The organism is Pelomonas margarita (assembly GCF_043555875.1).
GTDB lineage: Bacteria > Pseudomonadota > Gammaproteobacteria > Burkholderiales > Burkholderiaceae_C > Pelomonas > Pelomonas margarita.
On sequence record NZ_JBIGHW010000013.1, the window covers coordinates 1,614 to 18,662 of the forward strand.

General features: G+C 72.2%; 12 protein-coding genes. 8 read left to right on the plus strand and 4 right to left on the minus strand.

Going from position 1 to position 17,049, the window contains the following annotated elements; all coding sequences use genetic code 11:
- The first annotated feature begins 753 nt into the window (after positions 1–753).
- Complete coding sequence (locus ACG0Z3_RS19130) at positions 754–1,779, plus strand: integron integrase (protein ID WP_394400746.1); 1,026 nt, start codon at positions 754–756, stop codon at positions 1,777–1,779.
- A 47-nt stretch (positions 1,780–1,826) separates the two neighbouring features.
- Here ACG0Z3_RS19130 and ACG0Z3_RS19135 read toward each other — a convergent pair whose 3' ends face one another.
- Positions 1,827–3,266 (minus strand): serine/threonine-protein kinase, encoded by a 1,440-nt coding sequence (locus ACG0Z3_RS19135; RefSeq protein WP_394400424.1) that lies wholly within the window; start codon positions 3,264–3,266, stop codon positions 1,827–1,829.
- A gap of 106 nt (positions 3,267–3,372) precedes the next feature.
- Positions 3,373–4,245 carry a c-type heme family protein gene (locus ACG0Z3_RS19140; RefSeq protein ID WP_394400426.1) on the minus strand — a complete coding sequence of 291 codons (873 nt, stop codon included), beginning with the start codon at positions 4,243–4,245 and terminating at the stop codon, positions 3,373–3,375.
- 187 nt (positions 4,246–4,432) lie between these two features.
- On the opposite strand from ACG0Z3_RS19140, the gene ACG0Z3_RS19145 reads away from it, so the two are divergent.
- The 3 genes from ACG0Z3_RS19145 (at position 4,433) to ACG0Z3_RS19155 (ending at position 7,095) form a co-directional block, all read left to right on the plus strand.
- Positions 4,433–5,101 carry a response regulator gene (locus ACG0Z3_RS19145; protein WP_394400428.1) on the plus strand — a complete coding sequence of 223 codons (669 nt, stop codon included), beginning with the start codon at positions 4,433–4,435 and terminating at the stop codon, positions 5,099–5,101.
- Positions 5,101–6,474 carry a sensor histidine kinase gene (locus tag ACG0Z3_RS19150; protein ID WP_394400430.1) on the plus strand — a complete coding sequence of 458 codons (1,374 nt, stop codon included), beginning with the start codon at positions 5,101–5,103 and terminating at the stop codon, positions 6,472–6,474. The genes ACG0Z3_RS19145 and ACG0Z3_RS19150 overlap by 1 nt, the downstream gene beginning before the upstream one ends.
- Before the next feature lie 66 nt (positions 6,475–6,540).
- The gene (locus ACG0Z3_RS19155) at positions 6,541–7,095 is read left to right on the plus strand and encodes a hypothetical protein (RefSeq protein ID WP_394400432.1); all 555 of its coding nucleotides are present in this window, start codon (positions 6,541–6,543) and stop codon (positions 7,093–7,095) included.
- A gap of 25 nt (positions 7,096–7,120) precedes the next feature.
- On the opposite strand, the gene ACG0Z3_RS19160 is transcribed toward ACG0Z3_RS19155, so the two are convergent.
- Together ACG0Z3_RS19160 and ACG0Z3_RS19165 are read right to left on the minus strand one after the other, a co-directional pair.
- On the minus strand, positions 7,121–7,915 hold the full coding sequence (locus ACG0Z3_RS19160; RefSeq protein WP_268167928.1) for a carbon-nitrogen hydrolase family protein: 795 nt from the start codon (positions 7,913–7,915) through the stop codon (positions 7,121–7,123).
- Between the two features lie 9 nt (positions 7,916–7,924).
- On the minus strand, positions 7,925–11,956 hold the full coding sequence (locus ACG0Z3_RS19165; protein ID WP_394400435.1) for a YhdP family protein: 4,032 nt from the start codon (positions 11,954–11,956) through the stop codon (positions 7,925–7,927).
- Between the two features lie 52 nt (positions 11,957–12,008).
- Between ACG0Z3_RS19165 and glnE the strand changes: the two genes are divergently transcribed.
- The 4 genes from glnE (at position 12,009) to ACG0Z3_RS19185 (ending at position 16,978) form a co-directional block, all read left to right on the plus strand.
- Complete coding sequence (gene glnE / locus ACG0Z3_RS19170) at positions 12,009–14,972, plus strand: bifunctional [glutamate--ammonia ligase]-adenylyl-L-tyrosine phosphorylase/[glutamate--ammonia-ligase] adenylyltransferase (RefSeq protein WP_394400437.1); 2,964 nt, start codon at positions 12,009–12,011, stop codon at positions 14,970–14,972.
- A gap of 22 nt (positions 14,973–14,994) precedes the next feature.
- Positions 14,995–15,585, plus strand: a complete 591-nt coding sequence (gene rrtA, locus ACG0Z3_RS19175) for a rhombosortase (protein WP_394400439.1) — start codon at positions 14,995–14,997, stop codon at positions 15,583–15,585.
- Complete coding sequence (locus ACG0Z3_RS19180; RefSeq protein ID WP_394400441.1) at positions 15,575–16,174, plus strand: hypothetical protein; 600 nt, start codon at positions 15,575–15,577, stop codon at positions 16,172–16,174. The genes rrtA and ACG0Z3_RS19180 overlap by 11 nt, the downstream gene beginning before the upstream one ends.
- A gap of 135 nt (positions 16,175–16,309) precedes the next feature.
- Positions 16,310–16,978 (plus strand): glutathione S-transferase family protein, encoded by a 669-nt coding sequence (locus ACG0Z3_RS19185; protein WP_394400443.1) that lies wholly within the window; start codon positions 16,310–16,312, stop codon positions 16,976–16,978.
- Positions 16,979–17,049 lie beyond the last annotated feature (71 nt).

A 17,049-nucleotide genomic window follows, 5' to 3' on the forward strand; every position in this document is an offset into this window, starting at 1 on the left:
TTTGGGGGGCCCGGGGGGGGCCGCCCCCCCCGGGGGGTCTGTCTTCTCGGCGGTGCGGCCGCGTACTGGCCTTGGGCGGCCTGCCGTAGCGGGTCCGTTCGAACGCCAGGTTAGGCAGCGCTGTGAACCTGCTGACAAAACCGGGCATTTGCTGCATTCTGCTGCAGCCCGCGACAACCGTGCAAGCAGCCACTGCTCGTGCCGTTGCCGCCGATGAACCTCGGCTGCGTCAGCTTGCGCCTGCCTGGCGGCAACACCCACTGACTGACTGCGCGGCGCAGCACGCCGGCGCGAAGCGCCAACCACTACATACTTGAGAGGCTGACTGGTCAACCTGTCTGACCCGGAGGCCGCGCGTTGCCTTACGGAATGCCAAACCATTGGCGTGTGCTGCGCAGGAAGAGAGATCTGACTGGGGCTAGGCTTGCTACAGCGCGCCAAAGTCACTTGGCCAAACGAGCCGATTTCAGCTGCGGGGACGGAGCGGCACAGCATGTTGAGCTTGGTGTGGCTTGCGCTGCCTAACGTGTTGTCGCCAGTCTGCGTAATGCAGACGACTGCTGCGTATTGCCGACGCGCTTCACGCGTCTAAGCGCTTGGTCCGCCTCAACAAAAAAGCCATTGACTGTGTTTTCATACAGCTCCACACTGTCTGCGTAATGCACCTCGGCGGCAGGCGCAGCGGGTGGTGAATCAGGTGAAGGGCTTGTCATGGGCATCACAGCGCATCGAGAGGGCGAAACCGTGCCCATGATGGCACGGCGGGCGCCGCGTCCGGAAGCCGGGGCAAACCTCCCGCCCCTGCGCGCCCCCAAGCTGTTGGATCAATTGCGTGAGCGCATACGGTACCTGCACTACAGCCGGCGCACCGAGCAGGCCTACGTGCATTGGTGCCGTGCCTTCATCCGCTTTCACGGGCTGCGCCATCCGGCGGACATGGGTGCCGCCGAGGTCGAGGCGTTCTTGCAATGGCTCGCGGCCGAGCGCAACGTCGCGGCTTCAACGCACAACCAGGCGCTATCGGCCCTCCTGTTTCTCTACATCAAGGTGCTTGAACTGGATTTGCCCTGGCTGGTCAACATCGGGCGGCCCACCGTCAGGCGGCGCTTGCCCGTGGTGCTGGCGCCCGACGAGGTGGCGGCAGTGCTGAGCGGCTTGGAAGGCGAGCACCGGCTCCTGGCCCGCCTGCTGTACGGCACAGGCCTGCGACTTCAGGAGGCGTTGCAACTTCGGGTCAAGGACGTGGACTTTGATCACCAGGCCCTGATCGTGCGCGGCGGTAAGGGCGACAAGGACAGGGTGGTGATGCTGCCAGCCGCCCTTCAGGCCGGGCTGCGAGCGCAGTTGGCGAACGGGCATGCTGTTTGGGCTGCGGATGCGGCAGCGGGCCAGGGCGGCGTGGAACTGCCCCACGCCCTGGAGCGCAAATACCCGCGCGCGGGGCATGCATGGTCGTGGTTCTGGGTCTTTCCTCAGGGCCATCACTCCACCGACCCACGCAGCGGTGTGGTGCGTCGTCATCACCTCTACGACCAGACGTTTCAGCGCGCCTTCAAGCGCGCCGTCGCAGCCGCCGGCATCACCAAGCCCGCCACGCCCCACACGCTACGCCACTGCTTCGCCACGCATTTGCTGCAAGGCGGGTACGACATCCGCACGGTCCAGGAACTGCTCGGCCATTCGGACGTGGCGACCACGATGATCTACACGCACGTGCTCAAGCTGGGCGGCGGCGCCGTGCGCTCGCCGCTGGACGCACTGGGCATACCGGGGGGCTGACGCGGGGCGCCAGCCGGCTGGGCAAGGCCCACGACTGACGGGCCCTCTCAGGCCAGCTTGCTCAGGTCGGCCAGCAGCTTCTCGCGGCCCTTGGCGTCGCTCACCGCTTCGCCCAGCCGGTTGAAGAACACCGCCCGGCTGTCCGTGTCGCTGGCGGCGCGCTTGACCAGCACCTTGGCGATCGGCCCCACGTGCTGGGCCAGCAGGGGCACGGCCTTTTCCAGCACGGCATCGGTCAGCGGGCCGCCTATCGTGGTGGCGCCGGCAGAGCCCCCGGTGGCGCGCGAGCCAGCCGTGGGTGGCGTGCCGGCGGTGCCGCCGGCCGTCCTCGTGCCGCCGACGGTGACCTGGCTGGCCTGGCCCAGGAAGAGGTCGCGGGCGCGCGGGTCGGCCACCTGCTCGGCCAGCCGGGCGTACAGCTCGCCGAGCTCGTGGCACTCGCGGGCCGCGCGCCGCACCAGCACGCTGGCCAGCGGGCCGACGTGCTTGGCCAGCGTCTGCTCGGCCTGCAGCAGGACGGCCTTGTCCCAGTGCGAGGGCGGCGGCGCGCCGCTGGACGCGCTGGACACCGAGGGCGGCGCCAGCGTGGGCGTCAGCGGCGAGCGCGCCGGGCGGGGCGGCGCCATCAGCAGCGTCTGCTCCCAGGCGGAGTCGTCCACGCTGCTGCCCACGGCGCTGATCAGCGCCTGGCGGAACTCGAAGGTGGTTGCGAAGCGGTCGGTGGGGCGTTTGGCCAGCGCGCGGGCGACGATGGCGTCGAACCAGCCCGGCCGGTCGGCCCCCTCGACGATGGAGGGCGGCTCGGGCGCCTCGTTGACGACCTTGTACATCAGCGCCTCGGTCGTGCCCGTGAAGGGCGCGCGGCCGGTGAGCAGCTGGTAGAGCACGACGCCGGCACCGTAGATGTCCACGCGCCGGTCCATGGGCTTGCCCAGGAACTGCTCGGGCGCCATGTGGCTGGGCGTGCCCACCATGTAGTGGGTTTGCGTGAGGTGCTGGGTCTCGATGCGCGCGATGCCGAAGTCGGCCACCTTGAGCCGGCCGCTGCCCATCATGATGATGTTGGCGGGCTTGATGTCGCGGTGCCACACGCCCTTGTCGTGCGCATGGCCCAGCGCGCCGAGCAGCTGGCTCATGATGCCGACGATGTCGGTGTCGGTGAAGCGCACCTTGGCCGTCAGGTAGCTCGCCAGCGAGCGGCCCTCGACGAACTCCATCGCGATGTAGGCCACCTGCTGGTCGTGGCCGTAGTCGTACACGGCGACGATGCCCGGGTGGCCCAGCCGGCCGGCGGCCTGCGCCTCGTTGCGAAAGCGCGAGGCCGGCGCGCCGGGGCTGTCGTCCTCGACGTCCAGGCCGGTGCGTATGGTCTTGAGCGCAACGGTGCGCTGGATGTCGGGGTCGAAGCCCTTGTAGACGACGCCCATCGCGCCTTCACCGAGCACCTCGGTGATGCGGTACTTGCCCAGCTGCGTGGGATGCGTCATGTCAGCCCCTCGGCCCGCGGGTACGCGGTCCGGCCCCCCAGGGGGGCGCGGGCCGGCTTGGGAGCGGCCCGGCGCTCGGCCCGCAGGGGTGGGGTTGGCGACGGCATCAGGCGTCCAGCAGCTTCATGGCCTGCACGACGGAGGCGCGCATGCGGGAGAACGAGTCGGACAGCGTGGCGATCTCGTCGCGGCTGCTGGTCTTGAACTCGGGCGCGTCCAGGTCGCCCTGGCTGACGCGGTCGGCCAGTGCCGACAGCCGCGTGACCGGGCGCACCACCAGCAGCCACACCATCAGGTTGAGCACGACGCCGACGACGACGAACACGCCCACCAGCGCGGTGATGAAGACCTTGAACACGGTGTCCGCGCGCTGCAGCGGCACGCCCAGCGGCACGGAGACGATCTGCGCGCCGATGACTTCGTTGAGGTTCCAGCCGAAGCCGTTGGCCGGGCCGTACTTGGCCACCATGGTGGCGGGCGCGGCTTCCACGCTGCTGTGGCAGGCCAGGCAGGCCGGGTCGGTGATGCGCAGCGGGCGGGCGATGTAGAGCGCCGGGCCGGCGGGCGTGTCGCGCATGCCCACGGTTTCCTTCAGGTCGGCCGCGCTGCGGAACTGGGCCACGATGTCGGCCTCCCAGCTGGTGGCGCGGTCGCGCGGGTTGGTGGGGTTGAGCGCGGCTTCCTTGTAGGCGAACTCGGGGTGCTTGGCCAGCAGCGTGTTCAACACCTCGGTGGCGGCGTAGCTGGGCACGGTCTGCGGCAGGAACTCGTGCGCCATCTGCGCGGTCAGCAGCGGCTTGACCTGCGTGTTGGTGTAGTTGCGCACGGCCAGCGCCTTCTCCATCAGCATCTGCGCGCTGTTGACGACCTCCTGCTTGGCGTTGTCCTGCAACAGCTGACGCGCGATGAACCCGCTCAGGGCGATGCCCAGGCTCATCACCAGCAGATAGACCAGATTGAACTTGACCAGCAGTTTCATGACGCTCCCCCGCGAGGGCGGCAATGTTAGGGCCCGGCGGCGCCTGCGGCACGGGGGATATGCACTCTGGCCCCGGGTTGGCGAGTCCCTGAAACACAGCTCAGCGCCGGGGGCGGTGCTGTGGCAGCGCGGGCGCGGACAGCCCGGCGTCAGCGCGGTGGCGGGCTTGGCGCCATACTGCCCGCCCATGCGCATCCTGCTCGTCGAGGACGACGACCAACTCGTTGAAACCACCGCCCGCGCGCTGCGCTCGCAGGGCTGGGTGGTGGACTGCACGGCCCGTGGCGAGCCGGTGCCGCGCTCGCTGCGCGAGGACGCCTACGACCTGCTCATCCTGGACATCGGCCTGGCCGGCATCGACGGCTTCGAGACGCTGCGCCGCGTGCGTGCCGAGAACCTGCCCGTGCCGGTGCTCATCCTGACCGCACGCGACGCCGTGGAGGACCGCGTGCGCGGGCTGGAGGGCGGGGCGGACGACTACCTCGTCAAGCCCTTCGCGCTGACCGAGCTCATCGCCCGCGCCCGCGCGCTGGTGCGGCGCAGCCAGGCGCGCACCAGCAACCAGCTGCAGCTGGCACGGTTGCGCGCAGACCTGGAAGCCCGCCGCGCCTTCATCGACGGTGAGCCGCTGCCGCTGTCGGCGCGCGAGTGGGACGTGCTGGGCTTCCTGATGGCGCGCGCCGGCAAGGTGGTCTCCAAGGAGCACATCGCCATGGCCAGCAATGCCTGGGAGCAGGGCGTCAGTGACAACGCCATCGAGGTCTGCCTGTCGCGGCTGCGCGCCAAGATCGAGCCCGGCGGCGTGCGGCTGCGCACGGTGCGTGGGCTGGGATACCTGCTCGAAGAAATCGCCTGATGGTGACGGGGCGGCCGCGAACCAGCCTGCAGCGCCGGCTGTTCGGCTGGCTGATGCTGCCGCTGCTGGTGGTGCTGCCGCTGCTGGGCTGGGCGCTGTACCAGCAGGTGTGGCTCAGCGCGCAGGGCTGGCTGGACGACGGCCTGGAAGACACCGCGCTGACGCTGGCCGGCCAGATCGACCGGCGGGGCGGCACGCTGCGCGTGGACGTCAGCGCGACGATGGACCGGGTGCTGCGCTTCGACCGCCAGGACGATGTGTTCTACGTCGTGCTCGGCCCGGCCGGCGAGGTGCTGCAGGGCGATGCGGGCCTGGTGGACGTGCAGCCGCGGCCCCGGCCGCTGCCGGCCGGCAGCACCGTGCACAGCAATGTGCGGCTGCGCGAACGGGCGCTGCGCCTGGTGCAGCTGGGGCGGGCCTGCGGCGAGGGCGCCTGCCAGGTGCTGGTGGCCGAGACGCTGCACAAGCGCGACACGCTGCGCCGCGAGATCGGCGCCCATGTGCTGATGAACGGCCTGGCGCTGGCGCTGCTGCTGGCGGCGGCGGGCTGGTGGGCGGTGCGCCAGGGCCTGTCGCCGCTGACCGGCCTGAGCGCCGAGCTGGAGCGCCGCGACCTGCACCGCCTGACGCCGCTGACGGCGAAGCTGCCGCGCGAGCTGGTGCCGCTGCAGGCCGCGTTCAACCGGCTGTTCGAGCGGCTGTCGCTGGCGGCCGGTACGCAGCGCGAGTTCCTGGCCGACGCTGCCCACCAGCTGCGCACGCCGCTGACCTCGCTGCAGACCGAGATCGAGCTGGCCATGCTGGAGCCGCACGACGCCCGCATGGACCCGCTGCTGGAGCGCCTGCGCCAGCGCGTCGTGCGCAGTGCCCGGCTGGCGCAGCAGCTGCTGTCGCTGGCGCGCACCGAGGACCGCAGCGTGGACCTCGGCCAGCCGCTGGACCTGCGCGACGTGGCCACCGAAAGCGGGCAGGACTGGGCCCACCGCGCGCTGCCGGCGGGCATGGACCTGGGCTTCGAGCTCGCGCCCGCGCTGGCACGGGGCCATGCCCTGCTGCTGCGCGAGGCGCTGGAGAACCTCATCCACAACGCCGTCAGCTACGCCGGCGCCGGCGCGCGCATCACCGTGCGCTGCGGCAGCACGGGCAGCAGGACCTGGCTGGAGGTCGAGGACAACGGCCCCGGCATCCCGCCCGCCGAGCGCCCGGCGGCCATGCAGCGCTTCCGGCGCGGCGGCCAGGCCAGCGGCACCGGCAGTGGCCTGGGCCTGGCGATTGCGGCCGACATCGTGGCTCGCCACGGCGGCCGGCTGGACCTGCTGGACGCCCACGGCGGCCCTGGCCTGCGCGCGCGCATCAGCCTGCCGGCGGCCTGAATTGGCGGGTCCGTGCTGCGCTATTCAGCGCCCGGGCCGGCCGTGGCCGCCCTAGCATGGGGTCTCATGTACCGTCCCGCCTTTCGCCCCGCGCTGCTGCTGGCCCTGCTGCTGGCCGGCTGCGGCGCGCCCAGCCAGCACCTGCCGATGACCGTCACGCCGGTCGAGGCGCTGCAGATCCGCGGTTGGGTGCCGCAGGCGCTGCGGGGCAGCGTGGGCGTGGCGGCCGTGCAGGGCGGCCAGGAGACCGGCCGCTGGTGGGGCTCCAAGGTCAGCGCGGTCGCGCTGCAGCAGGCGCTGGAGGAGTCGCTGCTGGGCGTGGGCATGCGGGCGCTGGCGCCCGAGCCGGCACCGCGCTTCGAGCTCAAGGCCGAGCTGGTGCAGCTGGACCAGCCGCTGGTGCCCGCCCTCGGCGTCACCGTCGGCACGGCCGTGCGCTACACGCTGACCGACACGGCCGGCGGCCGCGTGCTCTACCAGCGCCGCATCGCCAACACCGAGGACGCCGGCTTCACCGAGGCCATGCTGTCGCCGCCCGAGCGGCTGCGCATCGCCAACGAGCGCGCGCTGCGCGCCAACATCGCGCTGCTGCTGCGCGACCTCGTCACGCTGCAGCCCTGAGACAGCGTACGCAGAGCCGGCGCGTTCAAAGCCGGCGATGCGCCAGCGCCGGCAGCTGCTGGCGCACCTGGGCCAGCCGGGCGGGGTCCACCTCGGCCACGGCCAGCCCTTCGCCCTCGGGCACCACGGCCAGCACCTCGCCCCAGGGGTCCACCACCATGCTGTGGCCCCAGGTGCGGCGGCCGTTGGGGTGGGTGCCGCCCTGGGCCGGCGCGATGACGTAGGCCTGGTTCTCCACCGCGCGGGCGCGCAGCAGCAGCTCCCAGTGCTTCTCGCCCGTCGTGTAGGTGAAGGCGGCCGGCACGGCCAGCAGCTCGCAGGGCGCGTAGGCGCGGTACAGCTCCGGGAAGCGCAGGTCATAGCAGACCGACAGCCCCGTGCGCAGCCCGCCCGCGTCGAAGGCGGTGGGCGCGCTGCCGGCCTCCAGCACGCGGGCCTCGTCATAGCTCTCGCGGCCGTTGTCGAACGCGAACAGGTGCATCTTGTCGTAGCGCGCCACCTGCTCGCCGCTGGGCGAGAACACCAGCGTCGTGTTGCGCACGCGGTCCGGCGTGGCGGCGCGGATGGGCAGCGTGCCGCCGATGATCCACAGGCCCAGCTCGCGCGCGGCCTGCGCCAGCATGGCCTGCATCGGGCCCTCGCCCAGCGGCTCGGCGATGGCGAGCTTGTCGCCGTCGTGCTGGCCGATCAGGCAGAAGTACTCGGGCAGCGCGGCCAGTTGCGCGCCCTGCGCGGCGGCGGCTTCGAGCAGCCGGCGGGCGGCGCTCAGGTTGGCGGCCACATCGGGGCCGGAGACCATCTGGAGGGCGGCGATCTTCATACGCGGATGTTAGGGGCCGCTGGCCGCCCGGGCCGGGCCGTCGACCTTCTCGACCTTGGGCTCGTCCCAGCTGCCGGTGATGTGGAACTCGCGCGTGCTGGCCGCGGCCATCGGGCGGCTCAGCAGCATCTGCGCGAGGAAGGCGCCCAGCGCCACGGCCGGGTTGATGGCCGCGTAGGCCAGCGACGCGCCGCCCGCCGACACCTCCGGCACGACGACGACGCGCAGCTTCTGCGTCTCGGCGGCCAGGTCGGTACTGCCCTCCACGAGCACTGCGGCCTGCAGGCCGCGGATGCGGATGTTGTCGCTGCGCGCCACGCCGGCGGCGATCTTCACGTCGCCCGTCACGCCGTCGAAGGTGAAGCCCTCGGCGAACACGTCGCGGAAGTCCAGCAGGAAGCGCCGCGGCAGCGACTGCAGGCTCAGCACGCCCAGCAGACGGCCCACGCCCGGCTCGGCCTTCAAGAAGGTGCCGGTGTCCAGCTGCACATTCAGCGCGCCGGCCATGCTGGGGTAGTGCGGGTCCAGCGGCGAGCCGTCCCAGCCCACCTGGCCGGCCAACTGCCCCTTGCCGCCGCGCAAGGCCTGGCCCTGGCCCAGCCTCGCCAGCAGGCGGCCGGCGTCGGCGATGTCCAGCGTCCAGTCCAGCTGCGTGCGGGCGGCGCCGACGCGCTCGCCCCAGTGGCCGCTGGCGTTGAGGGTGGCATCGGGCGAGCTGATCTGCAGCTTCTGCAGCTGCCAATCCCGTGCGGCGGCCGGCGCCTGCGCGCGCACCTCCAGCCGGCCCAGGCGCTTGCCGCGCAGCTCGAAGTCGTCCACCTCGATGTCCAGCGATGGCAGCGGGTGGGCCGACGCGGCGGGGCGGCCGGGCTCCATCAGCTCGCTGACCGACTGCGCCTCCGAGCGCGGCAGCGAGAGCCGCGTGAGCCGCGCCTGCACGGTGTCGATGCGGTCGCCGCGCACGCCGCGCAGCTCGATGCGGCCGTTGAGCTGCTCGGCGTCCACGTTGAGCCGCCAGTTGGCGCCGTCGCGTGACACGGTGGCCGCCACGCGGCCCAGCTGCCGGCCGCCTATCTTCAGTGACTGGCTGCGCAGCGCGATCTGGCTGGGCAGCAGGCCGTCGTCAGCGCCGTCGCCGCTACCGCCGGTGGCGGCCCCGCCCAGCGCGGAGAAGCGCTGCTGCCAGGCGTCAAGGTCCAGCGTGGCGACGTTGGCCTGCAGCAGCACGCCGGTCGCCGGCAGCGCGGGCAACTTGTCCTGCACGGCCAGCGCGCCGCGCAGCACCTGCGAGCTGCCGCCCGACACGTCGCGCTGCAGCTGGGCCTGCAGCAGCGGCGCGCCGGCGCTGCCGACCTCCAGCCGGATCTCGTCGCGGCCGGCGCCGGTGGGCGTGATCAGCAGGCGCAGCGGCAGCGCCGCTTCGGCCGCCTTGCGTCCGGGCGCGGGCAGGTCCAGCGCCATGCCCTGCAGGTTGCTTGCCACGCTGAGTTCGGGCTGGCCGTCGCGGGGCACAGCGAGCTGGAAGCGGTACGCCGCCTGGCCGCTGGCCGCCTGGGCCAGCCGCGCGACTGCGCCCAGCTCGGGCGTGCGCCGCAGGCCATCGGCCGTGGCCTGGCCCTGAACGGCAAAGCGCAGGCCCCCCTCGCGCAGCGATCCGCCCTCCAGCCCGGCGTCACCGCCCAGCAGGCGGGCCGTCATGCCAGCGAGCTGCAGGCTTTTTTGGTCGAAATCGATGCGGCCGCGCGCATTGCCCAGCGCCGGCAGGTCGGGTCGCAGCTTCAGGTCCACACCGCCCAGCTGCAGCTGGCCCTTGACGGTGGTGCGGGGCGTGTCGTCCAGCGGGATGCTCAGGCCCAGCTTCAGGCCCGCGGGGCCCTGGGCGGTGGTGGTGGTCAGCGCATGTCCCAGCCATTCGTCCAGCGGCGAGGCCCGCACGAAGCGCAGCAGGTCGGTGCCCTGGCCGCGGCCGTTGCCGTCCAGTTGCAGCACGCGGCCGTGGTGCAGGTCCTTGATGCCGCCGTTCACGCCCGTCAGCTCGTAGCCCAGCACCTTGGCGCGGCCGTCCTTGATGGCCAGGCCGCCGCGCTCGAAGACGACCTCGGCGTCCACGCCCTCCATGACCGGCCAATTGGCGCCGACATCGCTGTGCGGCACATAGGCTAGCGTGACGCCGCGCGCCTGCATGGACACGCGGAACTGGCCGCTGGCCTTGGGCGTGTCGAACGGGAACTCGGCCAGCTCGCCCTTCAGCCTCACCTGGATGTTGCGCGCCTCGCCGCCCAGCAGCGCGCGGTTGACGTAGCTGCGCGTGGCGGGCAGGCGCAGCGGGATGTAGCGCGCCACGCGGGTGGCATCGGCGCGCTGGGCGCGGCCGCTCAGGTCCAGGAAGCCGGCCGTCGTAGCGCCGGCCGGGCGCCGCCAGGTGACGTCGAACTCGCCGCTGAGGTCGGGGGTGTTGAGCTTCAGGTCGCGCAGGCGCAGTTCCACCTCGCCCGGCGTGCGCGCCGTGGGCTGGGGCAGCTTCCAGCTGAGCTGGGTGTCCAGCCGGGTGATGGGCAGGTGCGGGTCTTCCAGCAGGCCGGGCAGCACGACCTCGCCGTCGCGCACGGACAGCCGCGCCGTGCCGCCGCGCTCGGTGGCTTCCAGCGCCAGGCTGGCACCGCGCAGGCCCGGGCGGGCGGGGCGGTCGGCGGGGGCGGCCGTGCCGGCGGCCGCGGCCAGCCCGTCCAGCTGCGCCTTCACGCGGTAGCTGGTCGGCGCGTGCACGGCGCCCTGCCACTGGCCCGACAGCGCGGTCAGCACGCCCTGCGGCGCCAGCTCGGCCAGCAGCCGGTGTGCCCGCTCGCCCAGTGGCAGGCGCTGGGCGATCTGCGCCATCAGTGCGAAGTCCAGCCGCTGCGCGCTGACCTCGCCACCCAGCACCTCGTCGGCCTTGCCCAGCTGCAGCGTGACGCCCCAGTCCGAGCGCGGCCATGTCACGCCGCTGCCGTCTGGGGCAGTGCTGACGAAGCCCAGCTGGCGCGCCTGCAGGCTGAGCCTGTCCTTGGCGCGCGCGAGCTCCAGCCGGCCCTCGATGTGGTCCAGGTCCAGCTCCGGGGCGCTCTCCAGCACGCGCATGCGCACGGCGCGCAGCGCCAGGTCCAGCGTCGCGCCGACGGGCTCGCCCTGCTTGATCTGGGCCCAGGCGCGTACGGCGCCGTCGCCCTCGCTGAGCTGGAAGGGCAGGTCCACATGGCGGCGCAGCTGGCGCAGGTCGGCACGCGGCAGCTCGGCGAACAGCTCGCCGCTCCAGTGCTGGAACTCAGCCGGGCGCTTCAGCACGCTCTGTGTGAACTGGCCGCGTAGCGTGAAGCGCTGGCCCCAGTCGGCGGGCGGCGTGGCGTCCAGGCGCAGCTGGTGGCGGCGCAGGCTGTTGCGCAGGATGAAGTTCAGGTCCGACAGCTCCAGCGGCTGCGTGCCGGCGCGCTTCTCGTCGATCCAGCGCACCCGCCCGCCGATGATGGCCAACTCGGGCTGGCTGAACAGCCAGTCCATGCCGGCCTCGGTGGTGCCGGTGTCGGCGCTGCGGCTGTCGTCCAGCCCAAGGCCGCCGATGAAGATCCGGCCCGCCGAGTCGCGGCGGATGACGAGCTCCGGCGCATCCACCAGCAACTGCGAGAAGCGCGGCTGGAGCAGCACCAGCGACTGGGCCGACAGCACCGCCGACACGCGCGGCAGCGTCAGCGCCGGGCGGCCGCTGGCGTCCAGCACGCGCACATCGCCCAGCTCCATACGCGGCATCCAGCCGCCGGATTCGACGGCGATGCGCCCGATGCGCAGCTCTACCCCCAGTGCCTTTGAGGCTTCCCGTTCCAGCCAGGGCCGCCACTCGTTGGCCTGCGGGAGAATGCCCCAGTGCAATACCGCCCAAGCCACCACTGCGAGGCTCCACACCAGCGCCAGCACCCCCAGTGCCACGCGCAGCACGCGCCAGCACAGGCGCAGCGGCCAGCGCGCGGCGCGGTTGCAGTGGTGGAGGGCGGCCGAGAAGAAGTCAGACACGTTGTCGTGGAGGCACGTGGTAACCGGCCGGCAGGCAATCTAGCACAGCGACATGAGCGAACTGTTTCCCGTTTTTGCTGAGCACAGCCGCTATGTGCAGCGGGTGCGCCGCCGCTATGCGGCCGACCTGGCGCTGCTGCCCCCGGGGCTGCCGGACCGCGAGGTCATCGCCGCGTTGATCGACACACTGCAGCCCGCCAGGCCGCTAGCCAGCGCGCTGCGCGTGGCCCGCCACCTGGTGATGGAGCGGCTGGCGGTGCTGGACATCGAGCAAGGCGCCAGCGTGGCCGACGTCACGCTGGTCATGACGCACCTGGCCGAAGTCACGCTGGACAAGGCGCTGGCCGCCGCCCGCACCGAGCTCGACGCCGTCCACGGCGCACCGCGCACGGCCGACGGCCGCGACATCGCGTTCTGGGTCATCGGCATGGGCAAGCTGGGCGCGCGCGAGCTGAACGTGTCGTCCGACATCGACCTCATCTACGCCTACGAGGACGACGGCGAGACGCACGGCCCCCGGCCCGATCCGGCGACGGGCCGCCCCGAGCCGGATGCGCCCCCTTGGGGGGCAGCGGTCGCGCAGCGAACGCGTGGGGGCCCGATTTCGGCGCACGAGTACTTCACCAACGTCGCCAAGAAGCTCTACGCGCTGATTGGCGACGTGACCGACGACGGCCAGGTCTTCCGCGTCGACCTGGCGTTGCGCCCCAACGGCAAGAGCGGTCCGCCGGTCGTCAGCTTGGGCATGCTGGAGGAGTACTTCCTCGTGCAGGGCCGCGAGTGGGAGCGCTTCGCGTGGCTGAAGAGCCGCGTCGTCGCGCCGCTGACAGGCCTGGGCGCGCCGGCCGACCCGCGCACGCTGGCGCTGCGCGACCTCGTCACGCCGTTCGTCTACCGCCGCTACCTGGACTACGGCGTCTTCGAGGGCCTGCGCCAGCTGCACGGCAAGATCCGCAGCGAGGCCAAGGCCCGCGCCGCCGGTCGGCCCGAGCGCGCCAACGACGTGAAGCTGTCGCGTGGCGGCATCCGCGAGATCGAGTTCATCGTGCAGCTGCTGCAAGTGGTGCGCGGCGGCCAGTTCCCCGAGATCCGCACCCGCTCCACCGTGAAGGCGCTGGGCCGCGTGGCCGAGCGCGGGCTGATGAAGCCCGAGACCGCCTCCAAGCTGGCCGACGCCTACGTCTTCCTGCGCCGCGTGGAGCACCGCATCCAGTTCCTGGACGACCAGCAGACGCACTGCCTGCCGCAGGCCGATGCCGACCTGGCTTGGATCGCGGCGTCCATGGGCCTCAAGTGCTCGCGCGCCGACGCGTCGCCGGGCCGCTCCCAAGACGCGGCGAGCCCCCCTGGGGGGCAGGGTCCGGCGACGGACCCGTGGGGGCCTGACTCCTGCTGCGAGCTGTTCGAGACGCTGGGCGAGGTACGCGAGCTGGTGGCCACCGAGTTCGACGCGCTGCTGCACGGCGCGCCGCAGCAGTCCGGCGGCTGCACCGGCGGCAACTGCGGCGGCCCCAAGCCCACCGTGGACGGCGAGGACTTCCTGCAGCGCCTGCCCGATGCGCTGGCCACGGCCGTCCGCGCGCTGGCCGAGACGCCGCGCGTGCAGGGCCTGCGCGAGGAGTCGCGCCAGCGCCTGGCCAAGCTGTTCTACCGCGCCGCGCAGGCCGTCGAGGCCGACGAATGCTCGCTGGACGCCGCCGTGCGTTTCGTCGACTGGGTGGAGCCGCTGCTGCGCCGCGAGAGCTACCTGGCCCTGCTCGTCGAGCGCCCCGCCGTGCAGCAGCGGCTGCTGCGGCTGTTGGGCCTGGCGCGCTGGCCCATGCGCTACCTGATGCAGCATCCCGGCGTCATCGATGAACTGGCCGACCCGCTGCTGCTGACGGCCCGCTTCGACCGCGACGCCTTCCTCGCCGACCTGCGCGACCGCGAGCAGGGCTGGGCCCGCAGCGGCCAGGCCGACGAGGAGGCGCTGCTGGACACGCTGCGCCGTGCCCACCATGCCGAGGTGTTCCGCACGCTGGTGCGCGACGTCGAGGGCCGCATCACTGTGGAGCAGGTGGCTGATGACCTCAGCCTGCTGGCTGACGCTGTGCTGCAGATCGCCATCGAGTGGGCGTGGGCCCGCATGCCCCAGCGCCCCCACGCCCAGGCTGCGCCTGGGCTGCCCCCCGAGGGGGCGTCGCCGGCCTTGGGGCGGCCCGGCGGCCGGCTGCAGGCCCACCGCTCCGACCCGCGCCTGGCCGTCATCGCCTACGGCAAGCTGGGCGGCAAGGAGCTGGGCTACGGCGGCGACCTGGACGTGGTGTTCGTCTTCGACGACGACGACGAGAACGCCAGCGAGATTTACGGCGCCTTTGTGCGCCGCCTCATCACGTGGCTGACGCTGCGCACGGCGGCGGGGGAGTTGTTCGACATCGACACCGCGCTGCGGCCCAACGGCAACTCGGGGCTGCTGGTCACGTCGCTGGACCATTTCGAGGCCTACCAGACCGGCCGCGGCAGCAACGCCGCGTGGACCTGGGAACACCAGGCCATCACGCGGGCACGTTTCTGTGCCGGCCATCCCGACCTGGCCGCACGCTGCGAGGGCGTGCGCCGCCAGGTGCTGACGGCGCCGCGTGACGCCGACGCGCTCAAGCGCGAGGTGCAGGCCATGCGCGAGAAGGTGCGCAGCGCGCGCCCGGTGCGGGCGGGGCTGTTCGATGTGAAGCACAGCGAGGGCGGCATGATGGACGCCGAGTTCGCCGTGCAGGTGCTGGTGCTCGCGCATTCGGCGGCGCATCCGCAGCTGCAGGACGACCTGGGCAACATCGCGCTGCTGCTGCTGGCCGAGACGCTGGCGCTGCTGCCGGCCGGCGTGGGCGTGGCCGCCGCGACGGCCTACCGCGAGCTGCGCCGCGTGCAGCACAAGGCCCGGCTGGATGAGCAGGCGACGGCGCTGGATGCGGAGGCGGCCGCTGCGCTGGTCGTGCATCGCGATGCTGTGAAGGCGCTGTGGCGCGCTGTTTTTGGTTGATGGCTAGGGCCGTGTCGGGGCGATGACCCGTCGCAGCGCCTGGCTCCTGCTCTGTGCCGCGCTCGCTGCGCTGTCGCTGCTCGCCTGGCCCTTCCCTCCCGAGATGCTGGACTGGCAGCCCAGCCGCCTGGCCTCCCAGCCCTGGCGTGCCATGACCGCCGCCTTTGTCCACTGGACGCCCCTGCACCTCGGCGCCAACCTCGCCGGCTGCTCCGTCATCGCGCTGCTGGGCCAGCGCGGCGCGCTCGGCCTGCGTGAAGCGGTGGCCGCTCTCATCGCGCTGCCGCTGACCCAGCTGGGCCTGCTATTCCAGCCCGAGCTGCAGCGCTATGCCGGCCTGTCGGGCGAGCTGCATGCGCTGGTGGCCATCGCCGCGCTGACGCTGCTGGCGCGACGCAGCCGCGATCGCCTTGTCGGCGCGGCCCTGCTGCTGGGCCTCATCGCCAAGCTGGCGCTGGAACAGCCTCTCGGCCCCGCGCTGCGCGACACGCCGGGCTTCGACTTCGCCGTCGCGCCCTTTGCCCACCTGAGCGGCGCCGTGGCCGGCCTCGTCGCGTGGGCACTGACAATGCGGGCCAGACCGAAATCACCGAGGACTCCCCATGGGACGTGAAGCCAGCTGTACCGCCCGCGTCGGCAGCGAGACCGCCGAATCCACCGCGCTGCTCGAATCCACCACCGTCGTGCTGCGCGGCGCGCTCAAACGCAAGTGGGCCATCGCCGCCCTTCAGAACCTGCGTGTCGAAGGCGAAGAGCTACGTTTCGACGTTGGCGACGAAGCCGTCGTGCTGGCGCTGGGCGAGAAGGAAGCCGGCAAGTGGCTGGCCAAGCTGCAGGCGCCGCCGCCCACGCTGGCCGCCAAGCTGGGCGTCAGCGCCGACAACCCGGCGCTGCTGATCGGCCCCACCGTGGGCACGCTGGACCCGGCTTTGGCCGAGGCGCTGTCCCACGGCCTGACCGGCAATGTGAAAGTGGCGCGCATGCTGGTGGCCGTCATCAGCAAGCCGGGCGAGCTGGAGCGCATGGCCGACTTCCACGCCACCATGCTGTGCAAGACCGTCTGGGTGGTGCACCAGAAGGGCCGCGACGCCTACCCGTCCGACGGCGAGATCCGCATGGAACTGCGCAGCCGTGGCTATGTGGACAACAAGACCAGTTCGGTGTCGGATACGCTGACCGCCACGCGCTACGTGCGCAAGTAGGGTGCGTCAGTCCCGCTGCGGCTCATCGGCCTGGTTGGCTTCCAGGTCGGCCGTCAATCGCTGATGTCGCCCGGGCGGCACGCGGCCCCGGCCGCGCTGCCTAGACTGCCGGGCTCACACCCAGGAGACACCCCCATGATCACGCTGTGCGGCATCCCGCTGTCCAATTACTACAACAAGGTCAAGCTGGCCCTGTTGGAAAAGGGCATCCCCTTCAGCGAGGACTACGTGAAGACGCATTCCCACGACGAGGCCGTGCTGAGCGCGTCGCCGCTGGGCAAGGTGCCCTTCATCCGCACGCCTCAGGGCGCGCTGTGCGAGAGCCAGGTCATTGCCGACTACCTGGAGGCCGCCTACCCCGACACGCCGCGCCTGCTGCCGGCCGACCCCTTCGAGGCGGCCAAGGTGCGCGAGCTGATTGCCTTCGTCGAGCTGCACCTGGAGCTGGTGGCGCGTGAGTTGTACGCCGAGGCCTTCTTCGGCGGCAAGGTCAGCGACGGCACCAAGCAGCGCGTGGCCCGCGTGCTGCCCGAGAACATCGCCGCCTTCAAGCGGCTGGCCAAGTTCGGACCCTACCTGGCCGGTGACCGCTTCACGCTGGCGGACTGCGCCGGCTGGGTAAGCCTGCCGCTGGTGGCGCTGGCCACCAAGACCATCTACGGCGAGGACCTGCTGGCCGCCGGCGGCGTGGACTGGAAGCCCTACGCCAAGCTCATCGGCGAGCGCCCGCACGCCCAGCGCGTGGCGGCCGACCGCAAGGTCGACCAGGAGCGCCTGCTCGCCGCCGCGCGCCCGGCGGGCTGACGGCCACGCGGCGCCCGCAGCGAAGTGGCCGTTGCGTGGCATTTGTGGCGGGTGGCCGGCAGGGCCCCGGC